An 18718-nucleotide genomic window follows, 5' to 3' on the forward strand; every position below is an offset into this window, starting at 1 on the left:
AAACTTATATTTAACTCACCTTGAATATATCGATCGCTCCTGCTAGTGGTCTGCGATCAATTATTCAGCAAACCCTAACTAGAGGCGGGTGTACTTCATAAATATGGAATCTGCTGTAGGTGTCGCTTTTACTTGCAACCATATAATTTTAAGGTTGGTGAGGATTACACAATTATAGCCCAATACGCTTGGGTTAGCGCTTTCAGACGAATTTAATTCCACGCATTTATGAGAGTTCCAGACTTGTGAAAGGAAATCAGATTATTCTTATCCCAAGCGTATTGTTTAATGTGTAGGTTTTCTCGCCACACATTCGATTCATGGGCAAATTGAATGCGATCGCAGAGCCATCAAACAAACAACTTTGTGGGATTAAAAGATTTCTGTCAATGCGTAAATCCTAGCTTTGTTGATAGCCTCAACTAATAAGTCTTATAAAAAATTCTGTATCTAAATATACATTTTTTGTATAAATCATGACATTTATCAAGTTATCCTGACATTCAGGGCTAGATTCCACACCTTACCTACAAAATTTGTAACCTCCAGAGTTGAGAAGGTATTCCAAGCTTTCACCACTCCATCGCCCTTGGTTGTTGGCGTTGGGACTCCAGCTAAGTTCTCAGATTTTAGTCGTCTGTGAAATGTGATATGAGTTGAAATCTCTTAAATCCATGCCGAAACTCAAAGAATCTTTTAATCACCCTCATACCGAACCAGCCGATGCCACGATTCGCCTAAAGCAGCATAAAGACCTGTTTTCCTGGCTTTCGATCGCTGCGGGGCTAATTTTTCTACAGGGGTACATGATTGCTCCCCTGATTCCACGTTTGGCTGAAGTTTTTAATGTTCCGGTTCAGGAAATCGGCTTTATCGTTCCAGCCTATATGCTGTCCTATGCACTGATGGCATTATTCTTCGGCCTCCTGTCCGATCGCTTTGGTCGATGGTCTATTATTCGCATCTCGCTTGCTCTTTTTGTCATTTTCACGGCTTTAACTGCCACTGCTCAAAATGCTTCGCAGATGGCAACCTGGCGGCTATTAACCGGGATTGGAGCCAGTGGTGTGATTCCCCTTACCTTCGCCTTAATTGGCGATTTATTCCCGTTTGATCAGCGAGGTGCCAAGCTAGGATTGGTGTTTGCAGCAATGGAAGGGGGGATGGCAGCAGGCTCTGCGGGGGGAGCGATTCTTGAGCCATTTGTAGGTTGGCGATCGCTCTTTCTAGGTACTGCTGTGCTTGCTGCTGTTGTGCTTTGGCGACTTCATCCTTACGGCTCTTTATTTGATACACCAAAAGTCACCAAATTACCGCCTATTCGGCAAATATTTAGGGGATACAGCCAGATATTAGCCACCTTTCGGGGGCAGCGTACATATGCTTATGTTCTGTGGAATGGTATCTACCACTCTGGGGTATATACATGGCTAGGGTTGTATTTATCGCAACGGTACAACATGGATGCGTTGAGCATTGGGTTAAACATTCTTGGGTACGGCATTCCCGGTTTATTGCTGAGCTCTTTCATTGGTCAAGCTGTTGATCGGTGGGGACGGCGTTGGCTCGTTCCAGCAGGGTTGGTAATGGCTGCTGTGGCTGGGATTGCAATGATTTTTGAGATTCCGCCAATGGGAACGACGATCGCAGTTCTTATTTTGTCTTTAGGGTATGACCTGACTCAACCGTTGTTTGTCGGAATTGTGACGGATCTCGGAGATGACAACAATTTGGGGCAAACGATGGGACTGAAGGTATTTACTCTCTTTACTGGATTTGGTGTAGGCAGTTTCATATTTGGAGAGCTACTGCGCTTTGGATTTGGGCCTTCTCTCGCTATCTTTGGTGGCATTCAGTTGATAACTGGTTTGATTGCAGTCCCACTATTCTGGCAGGAAGTCCCCTCTCGATTACGGGGTTAGCGACTGTTGCCCAAACCAATGTTGCATACATTAATACTGCTCAAATCATTGCGCTCACTGGTGGTGAGGACGCTCTTGATACTGTTCTGTTGTAGAGCATCTATAGAGCAATACGCTTGGGTTAGCGCTTTCAGACGAATTTCATTCCACGCATTTATGAGAGTTCCAGACTTGTGAAACGAAATCAGATTATTCTTATCCCAAGCGTATTGTATTATAGCCGTAGCTTGCGGGGCGGGACGCCATCGCCCTTTTTCACCTTTCCCCCAAACTTTTAACGTCGGCGCGGGGCCGGAAGCCTCGCACTATTGCCATTTTGCGGTTGCGGTTTTTCTTGTAGCTTCATCGTCAAACTAACCCGCTTTAACTTCTCATTCACCTCCAAAACCCGCACTTTCACAACTTGTCCGACTTTGACAATCTGTTTGGGATCATCTACGAAGCGATCGGCTAATTGAGAAACGTGAACCAAACCATCTTGGTGCACTCCCACATCAACAAAGGCTCCAAAGTTAGCTACATTCGTGATTATGCCTTCCAATTCCATCCCAACTTGCAAGTCGGAGATTTCTTTAATTCCTGCTTGGAAAGTGGCATATTTAAACTCGGCACGCGGGTCTCTTCCCGGTTTTTCTAGTTCGGAAATAATGTCTCGGAGTGTCGGTTCACCGACTTTTTCTGTGACATATTTCTTGATGTTTACAGTCTTGATTTTTTCCGATATTTGTGTTATTCCTGTCAGCGGCAAGTCTAAATCCTTGGCGATCGCCTGCACGACAGGATAACTTTCGGGATGAACCGCGGTATTGTCCAGGGGGTTTTCGCCGCCGCGAATGCGGAGAAATCCGGCTGCTTGTTCAAAAGCTTTTGGGCCAAGTTTGGGAACTTTCAGCAGTTGGCGGCGATTTTTAAAAGCGCCGTTTTCGTTGCGGTAATTAACGATATTTTTGGCAACTGTTGCCGTCATTCCTGATACAAATGTCAGCAGTTCTTTCGAGGCTGTGTTTAAGTCAACTCCGACATAATTAACGCAGCTTTCGACTGTTTCGTCGAGTTTCTTTTTGAGCAATTTTTGGTCAACATCGTGCTGGTATTGACCGACTCCTATTGATTTTGGGTCGATTTTCACGAGTTCTGCGAGGGGGTCTTGCAAGCGCCGTCCGATGCTGACTGCGCCACGAACGGTGATGTCGAGATCTGGAAATTCGGCGATCGCCACTTCGCTTGCGGAATAAATCGATGCACCGGATTCATTCACCATGACTTTAATCGGTTTCCTGTCCATTTCTGCCAAAACTTCCGAAACAAATTCGTCTGTTTCGCGGGAAGCTGTACCGTTGCCGATCGCGATTAATTCAATTTTATATTTTTCAATTAAATGCTTGACAATTTTACCAGCTTGCTGTCTCTGAGCGGCCGCTTGGTGGGGGAAAATGGCTTGATATTCTAAAAATTGCCCGGTTTCATCGAGGGCGGAAACTTTGCAGCCCGTGCGAAATCCCGGATCGATCGCCAAGGTGGGTTTCATTCCCGCCGGCGCCGACAGCAGCAACTCGCGCAGGTTGGTTTCAAAAGTGGCGATGGACTCGATATCAGCGACGGCTTTGTTGTGCGATCGTACTTCTGTAATTAACGAAGTCTTCATCAGTCGGTTGAAGGCATCCTTCAAAGTCGATCGATAAAACTCTTTAACTTCCGGTATCCTAGTTCTAATTTCCTGAGCTTCCAAATAAGCCATCACTGCGGATTCATCAAAAGCCAGTTCCAAATCTAAAACCCCTTCCGTTTCCCCCCGAAACAGCGCTAACATATTGTGCGATTGAACGCTTCTGGCTGCAACTTGGTAATTGCGGTACATTTCAAATTTAGTGCTTCCTTCCGGGAAATCATCTTTAATTTTCGAGACAAAAACTCCTGTTTTCATCAAAAACTCTCGCAAATAAGCCCGCAATTCTGCTTTTTCCGAAACCGCTTCCGCCAAAATATCCGCAGCACCTTTGAGAGCTTCTTCTGCTGTTTTTACTCCCTTTTCTTCCGAAATGTATTTAGCTGCTTCCGCCTCAAAATCGGCTGGTTTAGCCGTTGGCAAGTTCAGAGATTTGATAAAATTCGCCAGCGGTTCCAAACCTTTTTCCCTAGCAATTGTTGCTCGCGTCCGCCGCTTTGGTTTGTAAGGCAGATAAAGGTCTTCTAGTTCGTTTTTTTGCAAACACGATTCGATTTTTGCTTGCAGTTCTTCAGTGAGTTTTCCCTGAGAGCTAATCGTATCTAGAATCGACTTTTTGCGCTCTTCAATTTCCGTCAGATAGGTGAAGCGATCGGAGATATCCCGCAACTGAATTTCATTCAGCAAATCCGTGCGTTCTTTGCGGTAGCGGGCAATAAACGGAATTGTTGCTCCCTCTGCGAAAAGTTCCAGAGCATTATTGACTTGAGACAGATTAATGGAAAGTTCTTGAGCAATCAGTTGAGGAATGTCGATCATAGTGCAGAATTTCGGATCGGTCGCTTGAGATTTAAGAGGTGAGATTGACTTCACGGAAGAGAGGAAAAAAAGTGTGAAATAAACGTTTTACAGGGTGTTGGCGCTCGTCCTGCAAGTATTAAAATGATGTTAGCATAAATGCAGTCATTTCTCAATATTATATGTTTCCTTTTAAATATCCTGTGCCGCAAACCGATCCGCCGCGATCGCCCAGAGAAACGCTGCCGACGATGTACGATTTACCCAGCGAAGACCCGGAGAAACCTGGTTTGCCTGACGAATTTCACCATTTGCAGCCGCAGTTGTTGAGCCTGACGTTTCGGCCTCGGAATTATGCAGCTTCTGAGATATTTAGCGGCACCGACATGAACCTTTATTATGACGTGCATCACACTCTGTGGCACAAGCGGCCGGATTGGTTTGGAGTTGTGGGAGTTCCCCGACTTTACGATCGATCCGAACTGCGGATGAGTTACGTTACTTGGCAGGAAGGCGTGAATCCTTTTGTAATTGTAGAACTGCTTTCGCCGGGAACGGAAAAAGAAGATTTAGGCGACAATACCGATGAGGAAAAGTTGCCACCTCAGTCGGGAAACAGTGCGGGTAACGGGCAACTTTTGGAGGCGGAGACGAAGGAGGAACCGCCTAGAAAATGGGAGGTTTACGAGCAGATTTTGCGGGTTCCTATTTATGCCGTTTTCAGTCGCTATACTAACAAATTGCGAGTGTTTGAATTGAAGGGCGGACACTATCAAGAATTAGAATTGCCTGACTCGCGGTTGTGGATTGCTGACCTAAGTTTGGGCTTGGGTTTGTGGCAAGGGGAGTTTCAGGGAATCGATCGACTGTGGTTGCGCTGGTATGATGTTGATGGTAATTGGATTCTCACTGAAGCGGAACAGCAACGGCAGCGGGCTGAGTCAGCGGAAGCTCAATTGCAGTCTTTAATTCGGCGGCTGCGGGAATCTGGCATCGATCCTGATAAATTTTTAAACGGTTAAAGAGGACTAAAGTCCTGACTAAAAACTGGTTCGCCGTCAGGACGTTAGTTTTTTTTTACTTCAACATAAGACTGAAGGCCTCACTATACGCAGGCTTTAACATTTGATCAAAACTTGATTGGTTGCGGCTTATTTGTTTGTTGCTGGTACTCTTGGCAGTCAAGTCATCCGCGTAGGGAGATTGATGCAAATAAGCTTTACCGACAGAACCGAAAAGTTGCAGTTTGTCAGAAATGACCGATTGCATGGCATCGATAGCTTTTTCCATTATTTCCAACAAATCCGGATGTGGCTCAGAAATGTTACTTTTTAACACGTCCATATAAGCTTCGCGAACTTCCGTATTCACATTAAATTTAGATACTCCGAATTTAATACATTGATGAATCATTGAGTTCGGCAAACCGCTCGCCCCGTGCATCACTAACGGCACTGAAACAGCAGCCCGGATTTTTGCCAGACGCGAAAAATCGAGTTTGGGTTGGCTTAAATATTTGCCGTGAACGTTACCAATTGTTACGGCTAAAAAATCCACCTTAGTTTCTTTGATAAACTCTACTGCTGCTACTGGATCGGTCATCCTTGCGGCTTTCTCATCGATTGTCAAACCTTCTTCCCTGCCACTAATTCTGCCGATTTCTGCTTCAACTGCCGCACCGTTAGCGTGGGATAATTTAGCCATTTCCCGGGTAAATATTAAGTTTTGTTCGTAGGGCAAAGGAGAACCGTCTGCCATAATTGATTTAATGCCGGCGGCTAGACCGATGTGAATGTCTTTTTCTGAGGTGCCGTGATCTAAGTGTACTGCGATCGGTACTAAAGATGTGCGGGCAGCTTTGATGCACAGCGCGACTAAAGGCGACTTTCCGTATAGGAGGGCGCTGGGGTGAATTTGCAGTATCGCTGGACTGTCCAGCGCTTCGGCGGCATTGATGACGGCTTTTACTCCTTCGAGGTTGTAGACGTTAAAAGCGCCGATCGCATAAGCCTTTCTCCGGGCCGTGTTCAGCAATTCGCGAGTTGAGACAAGCATAATAGTACCTGCTTTAAAAACTTTTCTGAATGTTGATCATTCTATCAAAGTTCAAGGGCAAGCTCAGCGTAATTTCTGTTTATTTTAATTGCGAATTCTTCCGCTACTATTTATTCTGACTGTCGATCATTTTATTAAAGTTCAAGGGCAAGCTCAGCGTAATTTCTGTTTATTTTAATTGCGAATTCTTCCGCTACTATTTATGTTGTGAAGTGCATTTATTCTTGGGTAGGGTGCGCTAGGCGCACCAAACAAATAGTAGGGTGCGCTAGGTGCACCCTACTAAGTGATTTACTATTTTTGGGCGTTACCAGCGTGCAAACCGCACTCTTTTACGGTCGCTTCTTCCCACCACCAGCGACCTTCGCGTTCGTGTTGGTTCGGCAATACCGGCTTTGTACAAGGTTCGCAACCAATACTTACAAAACCGCGTTCGTGCAACTTGTTGTAAGGCACATCCAAAGCGCGAATGTATTCCCAAACCTCTGCCGAAGACCAGTTTGCTAAGGGGTTGAATTTAATTAATTCATGGTCAGGAGTTGAGAATGCAGTGTCAACTTCAATAACCGGAATACCGTTGCGGGTACTGGGACTTTGGTCTTTCCGCTGACCGGTAATCCAAGCATCAAGAGTATTCAATTTGCGGCGCAGCGGCTTGACTTTCCGCACGCCACAGCATTCTTTGTGACCGTCTTGATAAAAACTAAACAATCCCTTTTCTTCTACTAGGGCTTGTACTTCGGCTGCATCGGGAAACATTACTTCTAATTTAATGCCGTAATGTTTTCTGACTTGATCCAAAAACTGATAAGTTTCCGAGTGCAATCGTCCGGTGTCTAGGGTGAAAACGCGGAAATTCTTGGTAATTTTTGAGGCAATATCGATCAGAACTACATCTTCAGCCCCGCTGAAAGAAATAGAGATATTGTCAAAATTTTCAAGGGCAAATTTGAGAATGTCTCGCGGTGTTTTTTGACTGTATTCTGCTTCTAGGGCGGCAATGTTGAGATTTCTTTGGATGGCAACCATATTTTCGGGTTTTCGGTGTTCTTTTCCTCTAGCCCTTTATTATAGCCGATCGCCGTCTCTCCCTCGCCGACTAATTTGACAATCAAGCAATGTCGTCTGGGGCCTCCGGATTCATCCGTGAAGCGAGGAAAAAGCTCCGACTGCTCATCACCCGCCCCCGGATTTATCAGTGCGAGCACTTTCTTCAATTCTAAAATCTAAAATCTAAAATCTAAAATCGATTGACCGCATCTTCCAGCAGTCTTTTCGGCGGGGTTCACAATCAAGCTCAAGGATTGGTATCGCCTGCTGGCAGTAGTTTTGGTGAACTCAACACTCCTCTACTGGGTAAAATGGGACTATCGCGCGGTCAATTTATTTTGCCCCCGAATTATAAATTACAGACAATAAAATTCTTTAAATGTCATTGTTACCCTCCTAAAATTAAGCTTGTATTATTAATTACAAAATAGCGCTAGCTCAGAAATATAGCGCTGTATATTAAGTGAACAAAGTTTTTCTCAATACCATAATTTACCCCGCCATAGCTACTTTTAAGTGACTGTTATTGACGCCAATTAAATCCATTAACTAGCATTATTTAGGCAATGAAATTAACTAGATAGTTGGGAACAAATTTCAAAAATATACGTAGAAAATATCGCTTTAGTACCCCAAGCGCTCCTTCTACTAAGAGCTGTTGGTTTCAACACAGCGAATCACCAAAAATCAATTACTAATTGCCGATTAATTTATTCAGAGCGATTCCGTTAGCAAAGTAAATTTTTATCGCTTTTTATCGCTTACAGCTAACCTTCAGCCATACGATCGGCTATATTGTATTTAGAAGTACATTAATTTGTCCGCAAAGCGGTATAGTCCCATCGCCGCCGGTCGCGCCAGCTTCTGAATAAACGTAGTCCGCTGTCAGTAACAGCAAGGAAGTGTGGAATTATGTCAAAAATTTTAGTAGTGGACGACGTAAAGAGCGAACTAGAAATCATCTGCCGCATTCTTCAAGATGCCGGACTGGATGTGATCCGGGCAGGCGACGGCGAAGAAGCGATCGCCATGATCCGCAAAACTCCTCCGGCTTTGGTCGTTTTAGATGTAGTGATGCCACGAATGAACGGGTTTGAAGTGATCAGAGAATTGCGGGGCGATCGCACAACTGCAAAATTGCCCGTAGTATTTTGTACTCATAAAAACACCGAGATCGATAAAGCTTGGGGAACTGATTTAGGGGCCGACGCTTACGTCAGCAAACCCTTTGAACCTCAGCAACTCGTCCACATAGTGCAGCGCTTGCTTTCCGCGTAAGCCGAATATAAAGTGATCGGCCACTTCCCAAAAAATATTATACCGACAAACCCTGTTTTTTTAAAATTAACTGGGTTTTTGAATTCCATAAAAGTTTATGTTTAATGATAGAAACCTACTTATTTGCCCAGCCGCGATTTATTTAACGGAAACATTTGAGGCACCCAAAGTGATGCTGAAAAACTTGATCGGCGATCGGCTTTAGGGTCGCAAAACTCTAATTGGTAAGCTACACTATAAACTAAAAATAAGCCATGAAAATAACGGCTCCCCCCGCTGGGGGGAATCAGACAAGTGCAACAAAGCAATTTCTCTTGTTCGGTCAAGGAGGCAGTCTATTCGGCATAGAATTAGATGCAGTGCGGGAAGTCCTTTCACTCAAGGAACAACCGATTTCCCTGGTTCCCAATACCCAGCCATTTTTGCTGGGATTAACCAACTTGCGGGGCGAAATCTTAGCAGCAGCAGACTTTGGACTGTTTGTCGGTATTGAGTCTGTTGACACCTACCACCCAAACAGCCGCATCTTAGTGGTAGAAGCGCCTGATCCACGAGACGTGAGATTGTTGTCGAAAATGCGCCTGGGATTAGCCGTCTCCCGCGTCGAAGGAGTTTTACCTCTCAATCCCGATCGCATTGTCTCAGCACTAGATGTCAGTCCCGACCTAGCTCCATTCTTAAAAGGTCTGTACAATTCCGAAGGACGCTTGCTAATGATTGTCGATGTAGAAGCGATCGCCCATTCCGAACGCTGGTAAAAATCCGCCATACACATAAGTCTGCAACGGCTGTGCATCAATAATATTAACTAACGATCGCCCGCATCCGATTTGCCAATCCTTAATCTTATGATCAAACTTCTCTATACTTGGCTCGCAACAACTTTCACCCTGACATTGCCTGACTTGTCCCCATCGCTGGTAGCTGGGGCGGCTAATGTCATCATTTCTGGATGTTACTTTGCCATCGCTTGGCTAATCAGCTTAGGTTTGTGGCGAAACCGTCAATTCGGGTTCGACATCTTCGCCACAGTCACAGCAGGCATATTTTGGACTTGCGCTTTCGGCCACAGCGGCCACGCCGCCGAATACCTAGGACTGCCGCACTCTCCGGTGGTGCAAACTGTGTTCGATTGGATCACTGTCATTGCGGCGATCGCTTTTTTGAGTTTGTCCAACCGCTACGGCTTCTTAGTAGGTTCCACCCGTATTTTTAACGCTAAAAAAGAAACAGAACAAGCGCTGAGCGAAACTACCCAGCGATTTCACGCAATCTTCGACCAAGCTTTTCAAGCGATCGCATTATTGGATGCAGACGGTACTCTGATCGAAGCCAATCAGACAGCGCTAAAATTGGGCGATTTCCCAGCATCAGAAGTGCTGGGAATGAAATTTTGGCTGACACCAGGCTGGGCATCATCCCCAACAAACCAGCAGCGCCTAAAAACGAACATTCAACAAGTTTCGGTCGGGAATTTTGTCCGGGAAGAATACGAAATCACCGGAGCTAACAACCAGGTAACAGTAATTGACTTGTCGTTTAAGCCGCTGTTAAATGCAACAGGAGAAGTATTTCAAATACTCGCAGAAGGCCGGGAGATTACCAAGCGCAAACAGGCCGAAGCCGCCTTGCAGCAGCTAAGCGCAGAACTAGAGCAGCGAGTGAATGAAAGAACCGAGCAGATACTGCAAACTAACGCACAATTGGAACAGGAAATTCTCGATCGCACCGCAGCCCAAGAGCAATTAAAAGCCTCAGAACAATTCTTAAACAACATCCTCAACAGCATCCCCGACCCGCTTTACGTCAAAGACCAACAGCACCGCTGGATAACATTAAATGATGCCTTTTGTCAATACATAGGTCACAGCAGAGAAGAACTAATTGGCAAATGCTACGACCAGTTTTTGCCCAAAGAGGAAGCAGAGAAATATCGAGAAAAAGACGAATTAGTTTTCTTGACAAATACCAGCAGCGAAGTCCAAAAAACCATCCAAGATCCAGCAGGAAACACCCGCTTTCTCTCAGCCAAAAAATCTATTTTTGTAGATACCGACGGCAGGAAATTTCTCGTTTCCGCGATGAGAGATATCACCAAGCGCGTGCAAATGGAAGAACAACTGCGGCACACACTCGCAGAAGTACAAAGCTCCCAAAGCTTGCTGCGGACAGTCATTGACGCTACGCCAGACTGCATCTTTGTCAAAGATCGAAACTCGCGCTATACCCTAGTCAATGCAGGTTTCGCCACCGCCTTCGGCAAAACTCAAGCAGAAATTCTCGGCAAAGACGACGCAGAAATAGGCATATCGGTCGATCAAATCTTCCCCAACTTCCACGCCGAAACCGATTCCCAAAACCAAATCCAAAACTTCCGGGCAGACAAGCACCTCGCGCCCGGTTCCAACGACTTAGGCACCTTAGCCGACGGCAAAGTACACACCTTCGACACCCAGAAATTGCCCCTCAAAGATGCAGAAGGCAACATTTTAGGAATGCTCGGCTTCGCGCGCGATATCACACAGCGCCGCAAATCTGAACAAGAACTATTGCGGTTCAAAGCAATTTTAGAAACCACAACAGACTGGGTAGGCATGGCAGACACCCAACAGCGCACCATTTATATCAACCGCGCAGCCAGAGAAATGTTGAAAGTTGGCGAGGACTCAGATTTAGCCGGAGTCAGCATTTCCGACCTGACATCCCCCAAAAGTATCGACACTATTATCAACGTCGGCATCCCCGCAGCTTGCCGGGAGGGGGCGTGGAGCGGCGAGACAATTTGGCAAACTTTAGACGGCAAAGAAATACCTGTTTCTCAAGTAATTATTGCTCACAAATCCGAGAAGGGAGAAATTGAATTTATCTCAACAATCGCCCGCAACATTACAGAACGCAAGCGCGTAGAACAAGCCTTGCAGCAGAACTTGCAAATGCTGGATCTGGCAAGCGACGCCTTGATCGTTCGGGATATGGACGGCACGATTAATTATTGGAACCAGGGAGCCGAACGGATGTACGGCTGGACAAAAAAAGAAGCCTTGGGGCAACTCACCCATACTCTATTGCACAGCATTTTCCCTCAGCCTTTAGCAGCTATCTCGGCACAGTTAGAAGAGCAAAATTATTGGGAAGGAGAAGTAATTCACACCACCAATTATGATACCAAGATCACCGTGTTTAGTCGCTGGAATTTGCAGCGAGACGAACATGGAAAACCCAAAGCTATTTTAGAAACTAACAACGATATCACGGAGCGCAAGCAAGCCGAAATCGAAAAACAAAGATTGATTGCGATCGTAGAAAGCAGCTCAGATTTTATCGGCACGGCAACCCTGGAGGGAGAGGCAACATACCTGAACCCCGCTGGAATGAAATTAGTAGGATTGCCAAATATTGAAGAAGTCAAAAATAAAAGTGTTTATGAGTTCTTCTGTGCAGAAGATGTTAAGTTTTTCCAAGAAGAAATCCTGCCGCCTACTGTGCGAGACGGTTTTTGGCAGGGTGAATTCCGCTTGAGGAACTTTCAAACCGGCGAAAACATTCCGGTTGACTTCACCATATTTACCGTCAAAAACCCAGAAACCGGCGAGCCTATCGGGTTGGCAACAGTTACTCGCGACATCAGCGATCGCAAACGCGCAGAAGAGATGCTGCGCGATCGCGAAAGACTGTTCCGAGCCATTTTCGACCAATCGTTCCAATTCATAGGTCTGCTCAAACCGGACGGCACCGTTTTGGAGGCTAACCAAACAGCACTCGCCGCCGCAGGCCTGCGGAGCGAAGAAATAATAGGTACTCCGTTTTCCGAGACCCTGTGGTGGCAGATTTCCCCAGAAACCAAGCAACAGATACGAGAAGCGATCGCCGCAGCCGCAGCCGGCGAGGTAGTCCGTTACGAAGTGGATGTGCTAGTTGCCAACGGTGCAGTGGCGACCGTTGACTTCTCGATCAAACCCATCACAGACGACAGTGGTAAAGTCTTGATGCTAATTCCAGAAGGCCGCGACATCAGCGATCGCAAAGCCCTAGAACGAGAATTAGTTTTGCGTCAAACCCGCTTTGACGCCTTTTTCAAAGCAGCCCCGGCCTCAATGTTTATTTTTGATGAGCAGTTGCGCTTCGTGCAAGTTAACGAGAAATTAGCGGAAACCACCGGCCCCTCAATTGCCGAACACCTCGGCAAGACGGTGAGGGAAGTGGTACCCGAAATGCTCGAAACCCTAGAGCCGATGTTGCAGCAAGTTCTTGTCACCAACCAACCGTTTTTAAACATTGAGGTTTCGGGTACAACTCTCAACCAACCGGGCGTTATCCGAGATTGGCTAGCCTCATACTTTCCTTTGCCCGGATCTGACGGCAAACCCATCGGTGTCGGAGGTGTGGTATTCGAAATTACCGATCGCAAAAAAGCAGAAGAAGAGCGCGATCGATTTTTTACCCTTTCCCTAGACTTGATTTGTATTATAGATTTTGAAGGCAAATTCAAGCGCGTCAATCCCTCTTGGGAAAAAACTCTCGGCTACGCGGCGCTTGAACTCCAAGACAACTATTATATCGATTTAGTCCATCCAGACGATCGCGAATCTACCCTAGAACAAGCGGAAAAAGTAGCCAGTGGCTCCGAATTAAAGTCTTATGAAAATCGCTACCGTTGCAAAGACGGTTCCTACAAGTGGCTGTCGTGGAAAGTGCGACCGGAAACCGAACAAAAGCTCATGTATGCAGTCGCTCGCGACGTTACCGAAAACAAACAGGCACTTAATCAATTACAAGAAACAACAGCCCAATTAGCCCGTTCCGAAGACCAATTTCGGCAGCAAAGCAATCTCTTGCAACTGCTAATAAACAGCATTGGCGACGGCATAATTGCTGCCGACGAAACAGGCAATTTTATTTTGTTCAACCCCGCCGCCGAAGATATCTTTGGCATGGGTGCGACAGATGCTCTTCTCAATGAATGGTCAGCAAGATACGGTTTATTCTTGCCCGATACCGTAACTCCCTATCCCCCAGCCGACATACCTTTAGCGCGCACGGTTCGAGGAGAAGTAGTTGACGACGTAGACCTTTTCACCCGCCACGCAGGCAAGCCAGAGGGTGTGTGGGTGAAAGTTAACGGCCGCCCACTCAAAGACGAAACGGGGGCGCTTAAAGGCGGCGTAGTCGTTTGTCGCAACGTCACCGAACAAAGAGCATCCCAGCAGCAAATGCAGCAGTTGGCCGAGACACAGGAACGCTTGCTGCAAGAACTCAAAACGCGGCAAAATGCCCTAGACGAATCGGCGATCGTCAGCGAAACCGATCTCCAAGGCATGATTACCTACGTCAACGACAGATTCATTGAAATCTCCGGTTACAGCATGGGAGAACTCCTGCACCGCAACCACCGCCTCGTCAATTCCGGCTACCATCCCCAATCATTTTTTGAAGAAATGTGGGTGACACTTTCTCGTGGTTTGGTGTGGAAAGGGGAAATCAAAAACCGACGCAAAGATGGCTCGTTTTACTGGGTAGATTCGACGATCTCCCCCATTTTTGATACCAGTGGCAAAATAGTCAAATATATCGCCATTCGCTTTGACATCACCGAGCGCAAAGAAGCAGAAGAACGACTAGGAAAATTGGCAGCAGAACGTAAAGCAGAAGCTGATTCTCTGACTCAGCAAGTCCTTAAATTGTTGGGAGAAATTAAAGGCGCGGCTCAAGGCGACTTGACAGTCAGGGCGGAAGTGACTAACGACGTTTTAGGTGCTGTCGCCGACTCTTTCAACTTCTTAATCGGTTCTCTGCGGAAAGTGGTAACGGGAATTCAAACTTTAGCCGAACAGGTAACATCTGCCACCGACGAGTCAATTAACAATACCAGTCAACTCACCCAACAGGCGGAAATTCAAGCAGCAAAAATATCTGCTATCATGCGCGAAATCGAGCGGATTGTGAATTCGATCCGCGACGTGCGAGATGTTTCGGTGCGGGCGGAAACAGTGGCTCAGCAGTCTTCTCAAACGGCTGAAGTCGGCGGTATGGCGGTCGATCGCGCTGTCGAAGGCATTAACGGGCTCCGGTTGACGATCGCCTCTACCTCGAAAATGATGAAGCGTTTGGGCGAATCTTCGCAGCAAATTGGCAAAATTGTGACTTCGATTTCTCAACTTGCTTCGCAAACTAATTTATTAGCTCTGAATGCTACTATTGAGGCGGCGCGAGCCGGCGAACAAGGTTTAGGCTTTGCAGTTGTTGCCGAAGAAGTGCGGAAATTAGCAGAAAGATCCGCCGGCGCTACGGAGGAAATCTCCGAAATTGTCGGTACAATTCAAGAAGAAATCAGTCGCGTGATGAAGGCAATGGAATCCGGGACGCTGGAGGTAGTGGAAGGCACTAAGCTGGCAAGCGAAGCTAAAACTCACCTCAATGCCATCATCGAAGTTAGTCGAGAAATGAATGCTTTGGTGCAGAATATTACTATCGCATCTGCCAAGCAAACTGTTTCGGCTGAGGGAATTGCTAACAGTATGCAGCAAGTCAACGAGATTGCTAATACGACTGCACAAAAAGGTGCGGATGTCAAAGCATCTTTGGACGAGTTGTCAGGTTCTCTGGGCCAATTGCAAAAGTCGGTGGCGAATTTCCGTAGTTAGTTCAGTTGTCAGTTGTCAGTTGTCAGTTGACAGTTGACAGTTGACAGTTGTCAGATTAGATAATTGGGCGATTGAAATCGCTACTAAACAAACGAAGTCCACTGCTAGCGGACTAAGAATGCCGGATTTATTTGATAATCGTAAACCCGCACCTTGTATCTTGAAAGAAGTAGATTGCAATTTGCTTCCTGTGGGGGCGGGTTTACGAGATTGTGGGTTTTAGGCAATTATTGTCGGTGAAACCCGCCCCTACAATAACTACAGTCAATTAACCGGACATCATATATAAAAAAAACTGCCAACAGACAACAGACAACAGACAACAAACTAATATGAATGATGACGATTTAAACGAATTAATAGATGCTTTTACCGCAGAATGCGAAGAGTTTCTCCAGTCAATGGAGACGAATCTGCTGGCGATGGAATCGGCGGGTTTGAAAGAGCGACAAGCGGCAGTTAAAGAAATGTTTCGGGCGGCTCACTCGATTAAAGGTGCGGGTTCGATGTTGGGCTTTCAAAACGTGTCGGCGGCGGCTCACACGCTGGAGGACTGTTTTGTCATTTTGCGCGATCGCACAGACTTGGCTGCCCTGGAACCGACTACTGTGAGTGTTTTGCTGCAGGGGGTGGATGCTCTCAAAAAGATTACGATCGAATCAGTTCAACACTCGGATGTCACAACTCCGGATCAAACGGAAAACTTGGAGGCGATCGCCCAAATTTTCGATCAGTTCCAGGCCAAGTACGGCAACTCAGAACCGTCGCCAGTCCCCACAGTCAGCCAATCGACCGCCCCGGAAACCCTGAAACAGATTTTTGAACACCAAGTGCCGGCACTCTTCAATCGCCTAGAAACCGAGCTTTCCCAAGCTCCCGAGGCAGATTTGGCAACAACCGTCACCGCCCTCAAGCAGGTTTACTACCAACTCTCCGGTTTGGCTGGAATGCTGCAATTGCCGGATTTTGGGAAAGTCGCCGCAGCCCTCAGAGATTTGATCGACTCTCCAAACTTGACTCTACAACGGTTGCAATCCGAGGGTTGGGCGATCGCCCAAAACTTGCAAACCGCACGCCAACAAATATTGGAAGGAAGGGCTATCGACATCCCCGAAATCTCCCCCTCCCCGACTCCCCCGGAAATCTCCCCCTCCCCGACTCCCCCCGACTCCCCCCGACTCTCCGACTCCCCGACTCCCCCGGAAATCTCCCCCTCCCCCTCCCCAACTGTCCCCCCCTCCCCGACTCTCCCAGTCGCCAACCCGCAAAGGCCGACAATCCGGGTAGACTTAGAACGTTTAACTGAATTGGTGAATCTAGTCGGGGAATTAGTCATCAACCGTACAAATTTAGAACTTCAAGAATCCGAACTGCGCGGCGAAGTCAAGCGCATCCGCCGCAATATCGTAGATTTGAACCAATTCGGCGGTCAGTTGCGAGAAGAATACGACAGACTGAGCTTTGCAGAGTGGAGAGGGGGAAACGGGAACTCTGGATTGGTAAAACTTGCAGCAGCAGAAACAGAATTGCCCATGATTGCTAACGGCAAATCCTCTCCGCTTCATGCTCACTTCGATATCTTAGAGATGGATCGTTATACAGAGTTCCACTCGACAGCCGCCGAAGTCATCGAAACTGCCCAAGCAATTTCTCACTCCGCCACCAAATTAGACACCTTAGCCATGAAATTCGAGCGCAGTACCGACCAACTGCGCCGCATTACCGAACAACTACGCAGCCGCGTCATGCAGTTGCGAGTCGTGAGTTTCAGTCGCGCCGTCGATCACTTGCCCAGAGCTCTGCGGGAGATGTGCCTCACATACGATAAAGATGTCAACCTGCTGCTAGTGGGAAGAGATACCAAAATTGACGAAAGTTTGCTCGACGCTTTGCGCGACCCCTTAATACACTTAGTGAGAAACGCTTTCGACCACGGCATCGAAATGCCCGAAGTTCGGAAAGCAAGCGGCAAGCCGGCCAGCGGTCAAATTGAAATAGAAGCCCGCCACCAAGGTGGCCAAACTATTATTACTGTCGCCGATGACGGCAAAGGCATTGACCCGGAAATGATTCGCCGTAAAGTTGTCACAAAGGGTTTGGCTACGGAGGAACAAGCTCAAGAATTTTCCATTGCCGAACTCTACGATTTTCTCTTTTGGCCGGGTTTCAGCACTACAGAAGGGGTCAGCGACCTTTCGGGGCGGGGAGTAGGACTCGACGTGGTGCGAACAAATTTGCGGACTGTGCGGGGGACTGTGAAGGTAGACTCTCGCCTGGGAAAAGGTACGAGTTTTATCATCAAACTGCCGCTGCTGCTGTCGATTACTGATGCTTTGATGGTGAAGACCGATCACAATAAAATAGCAGTGCCGCTGGATGCAGTCGAGGAAATTCTGCACATTAAAGCCTCGGAAGTTCACATTGCCGGCAATCAGCCGATGCTGTGGTGGCGGGAGGAATTTATTCGTTTGGTGAGAATGCAAGATTTGCTCGAATACAGCGTCGTCGGGCCGGATGCCCCCTCTCCTGACCCTTTGACCCAAGAGGAAATTCCGGTTCTGGTTTTGGCTTCTACCGAAGGAATGCTGGCGGTGGCCGTGGAACGGCTGATCGGTCAGCAGGAAATTGTGGTTAAACCTTTGCCGCCGCCTCTATCCAAGCCTCGCGGCGTTTTGGGGACTACGATTTTGGGGGACGGGCGCGTGGTGAATATTCTGGATGTGGATGATTTGGTGGGCCAACCTGGGGTAAATAGTTCGATCGCCGCTGTGTCAGGTAAAGTGAAGGAGATGCCGCCGAGTTCGAGCCAGTCACCGCAGATTTTGGTAGTGGATGATTCCTATACAATTCGCCAGTTGCTATCTCTGACGCTGACTCGTGCTCGCTACCGGGTGGTACAGGCTAAAGACGGTGTGGATGCCCTGGAAAAGTTGCAAAATGGTCTTGATTGCAGTTTGGCGATCGTGGATATTGAAATGCCTCGGATGGATGGATTTGAATTGTTGCGATCGATCAGATCGACCGAGCGGTTTGCTAAGATTCCTGTAGCCATGCTGACATCCCGTAGCGGGGCAAAACATCGGCAAATGGCAATGGAATTAGGCGCAAATCAATATTTCACCAAACCTTACAGCGAAGCCCAACTTTTACAAGCTATCCCCAAATTAATCCACCAATCAATAATTTAATCCACCATCTCAAATTTGCTATCAAATAATCTCTAATCTCAAACAAAACTTAGGCAAAAAATAATTCCATCCGCGAATTATAGTGCGAAGCTACGCAGCAGACGCACCTACTAAAATCCA

The 18718-nt window shown here is 47.0% G+C and carries 9 protein-coding genes; 6 read left to right on the plus strand and 3 right to left on the minus strand.

Features of this window, described 5'->3' with window-relative positions; all coding sequences use genetic code 11:
• Window positions 1-674 precede the first annotated feature (674 nt).
• The gene (locus QUA34_RS11065; protein WP_333080146.1) at window positions 675-1922 is read left to right on the plus strand and encodes an MFS transporter; all 1248 of its coding nucleotides are present in this window, start codon (window positions 675-677) and stop codon (window positions 1920-1922) included.
• Window positions 1923-2196: 274 nt separating this feature from the next.
• Here QUA34_RS11065 and QUA34_RS11070 read toward each other — a convergent pair whose 3' ends face one another.
• Window positions 2197-4407, minus strand: a complete 2211-nt coding sequence (locus tag QUA34_RS11070) for a Tex family protein (RefSeq protein ID WP_333080147.1) — start codon at window positions 4405-4407, stop codon at window positions 2197-2199.
• Between the two features lie 161 nt (window positions 4408-4568).
• Between QUA34_RS11070 and QUA34_RS11075 the strand changes: the two genes are divergently transcribed.
• Window positions 4569-5408, plus strand: a complete 840-nt coding sequence (locus tag QUA34_RS11075) for a Uma2 family endonuclease (RefSeq protein WP_333325332.1) — start codon at window positions 4569-4571, stop codon at window positions 5406-5408.
• 55 nt (window positions 5409-5463) lie between these two features.
• On the opposite strand, the gene QUA34_RS11080 is transcribed toward QUA34_RS11075, so the two are convergent.
• Together QUA34_RS11080 and QUA34_RS11085 are read right to left on the minus strand one after the other, a co-directional pair.
• Window positions 5464-6441, minus strand: coding sequence for a class II fructose-bisphosphate aldolase (locus QUA34_RS11080; RefSeq protein ID WP_333325330.1), 978 nt, complete (start codon window positions 6439-6441; stop codon window positions 5464-5466).
• A 294-nt stretch (window positions 6442-6735) separates the two neighbouring features.
• Complete coding sequence (locus tag QUA34_RS11085; RefSeq protein WP_333080152.1) at window positions 6736-7470, minus strand: phosphoadenylyl-sulfate reductase; 735 nt, start codon at window positions 7468-7470, stop codon at window positions 6736-6738.
• Window positions 7471-8403: 933 nt separating this feature from the next.
• On the opposite strand from QUA34_RS11085, the gene QUA34_RS11090 reads away from it, so the two are divergent.
• The 4 genes from QUA34_RS11090 to QUA34_RS11105 all read left to right on the plus strand — a co-directional run bounded on the left by QUA34_RS11090 (window position 8404) and on the right by QUA34_RS11105 (window position 18598).
• Window positions 8404-8769 (plus strand): response regulator, encoded by a 366-nt coding sequence (locus QUA34_RS11090; RefSeq protein ID WP_333080153.1) that lies wholly within the window; start codon window positions 8404-8406, stop codon window positions 8767-8769.
• 254 nt (window positions 8770-9023) lie between these two features.
• A complete protein-coding gene (locus tag QUA34_RS11095) occupies window positions 9024-9527 on the plus strand; it encodes a chemotaxis protein CheW (RefSeq protein WP_333080154.1) in 504 nt (167 codons plus the stop codon).
• Window positions 9528-9617: 90 nt separating this feature from the next.
• Window positions 9618-15410, plus strand: a complete 5793-nt coding sequence (locus QUA34_RS11100) for a PAS domain S-box protein (RefSeq protein WP_333386498.1) — start codon at window positions 9618-9620, stop codon at window positions 15408-15410.
• A 332-nt stretch (window positions 15411-15742) separates the two neighbouring features.
• On the plus strand, window positions 15743-18598 hold the full coding sequence (locus tag QUA34_RS11105) for a hybrid sensor histidine kinase/response regulator (protein ID WP_333386501.1): 2856 nt from the start codon (window positions 15743-15745) through the stop codon (window positions 18596-18598).
• The last annotated feature ends 120 nt before the right edge of the window (window positions 18599-18718 follow it).

Source organism: Microcoleus sp. POL10_C6 (assembly GCF_036701585.1).
GTDB lineage: Bacteria > Cyanobacteriota > Cyanobacteriia > Cyanobacteriales > Microcoleaceae > Microcoleus.

Excerpts from the sequence above, each read along its gene's own strand:
- QUA34_RS11065 (WP_333080146.1), top strand. The coding sequence starts at position 675 with ATGCCGAAACTCAAAGAATCTTTTAATCACCCTCATACCGAACCAGCC.
- QUA34_RS11070 (WP_333080147.1), bottom strand. The coding sequence starts at position 4,407 with ATGATCGACATTCCTCAACTGATTGCTCAAGAACTTTCCATTAATCTG.
- QUA34_RS11075 (WP_333325332.1), top strand. The coding sequence starts at position 4,569 with ATGTTTCCTTTTAAATATCCTGTGCCGCAAACCGATCCGCCGCGATCG.
- QUA34_RS11080 (WP_333325330.1), bottom strand. The coding sequence starts at position 6,441 with ATGCTTGTCTCAACTCGCGAATTGCTGAACACGGCCCGGAGAAAGGCT.
- QUA34_RS11085 (WP_333080152.1), bottom strand. The coding sequence starts at position 7,470 with ATGGTTGCCATCCAAAGAAATCTCAACATTGCCGCCCTAGAAGCAGAA.
- QUA34_RS11090 (WP_333080153.1), top strand. The coding sequence starts at position 8,404 with ATGTCAAAAATTTTAGTAGTGGACGACGTAAAGAGCGAACTAGAAATC.
- QUA34_RS11095 (WP_333080154.1), top strand. The coding sequence starts at position 9,024 with ATGAAAATAACGGCTCCCCCCGCTGGGGGGAATCAGACAAGTGCAACA.
- QUA34_RS11100 (WP_333386498.1), top strand. The coding sequence starts at position 9,618 with ATGATCAAACTTCTCTATACTTGGCTCGCAACAACTTTCACCCTGACA.
- QUA34_RS11105 (WP_333386501.1), top strand. The coding sequence starts at position 15,743 with ATGAATGATGACGATTTAAACGAATTAATAGATGCTTTTACCGCAGAA.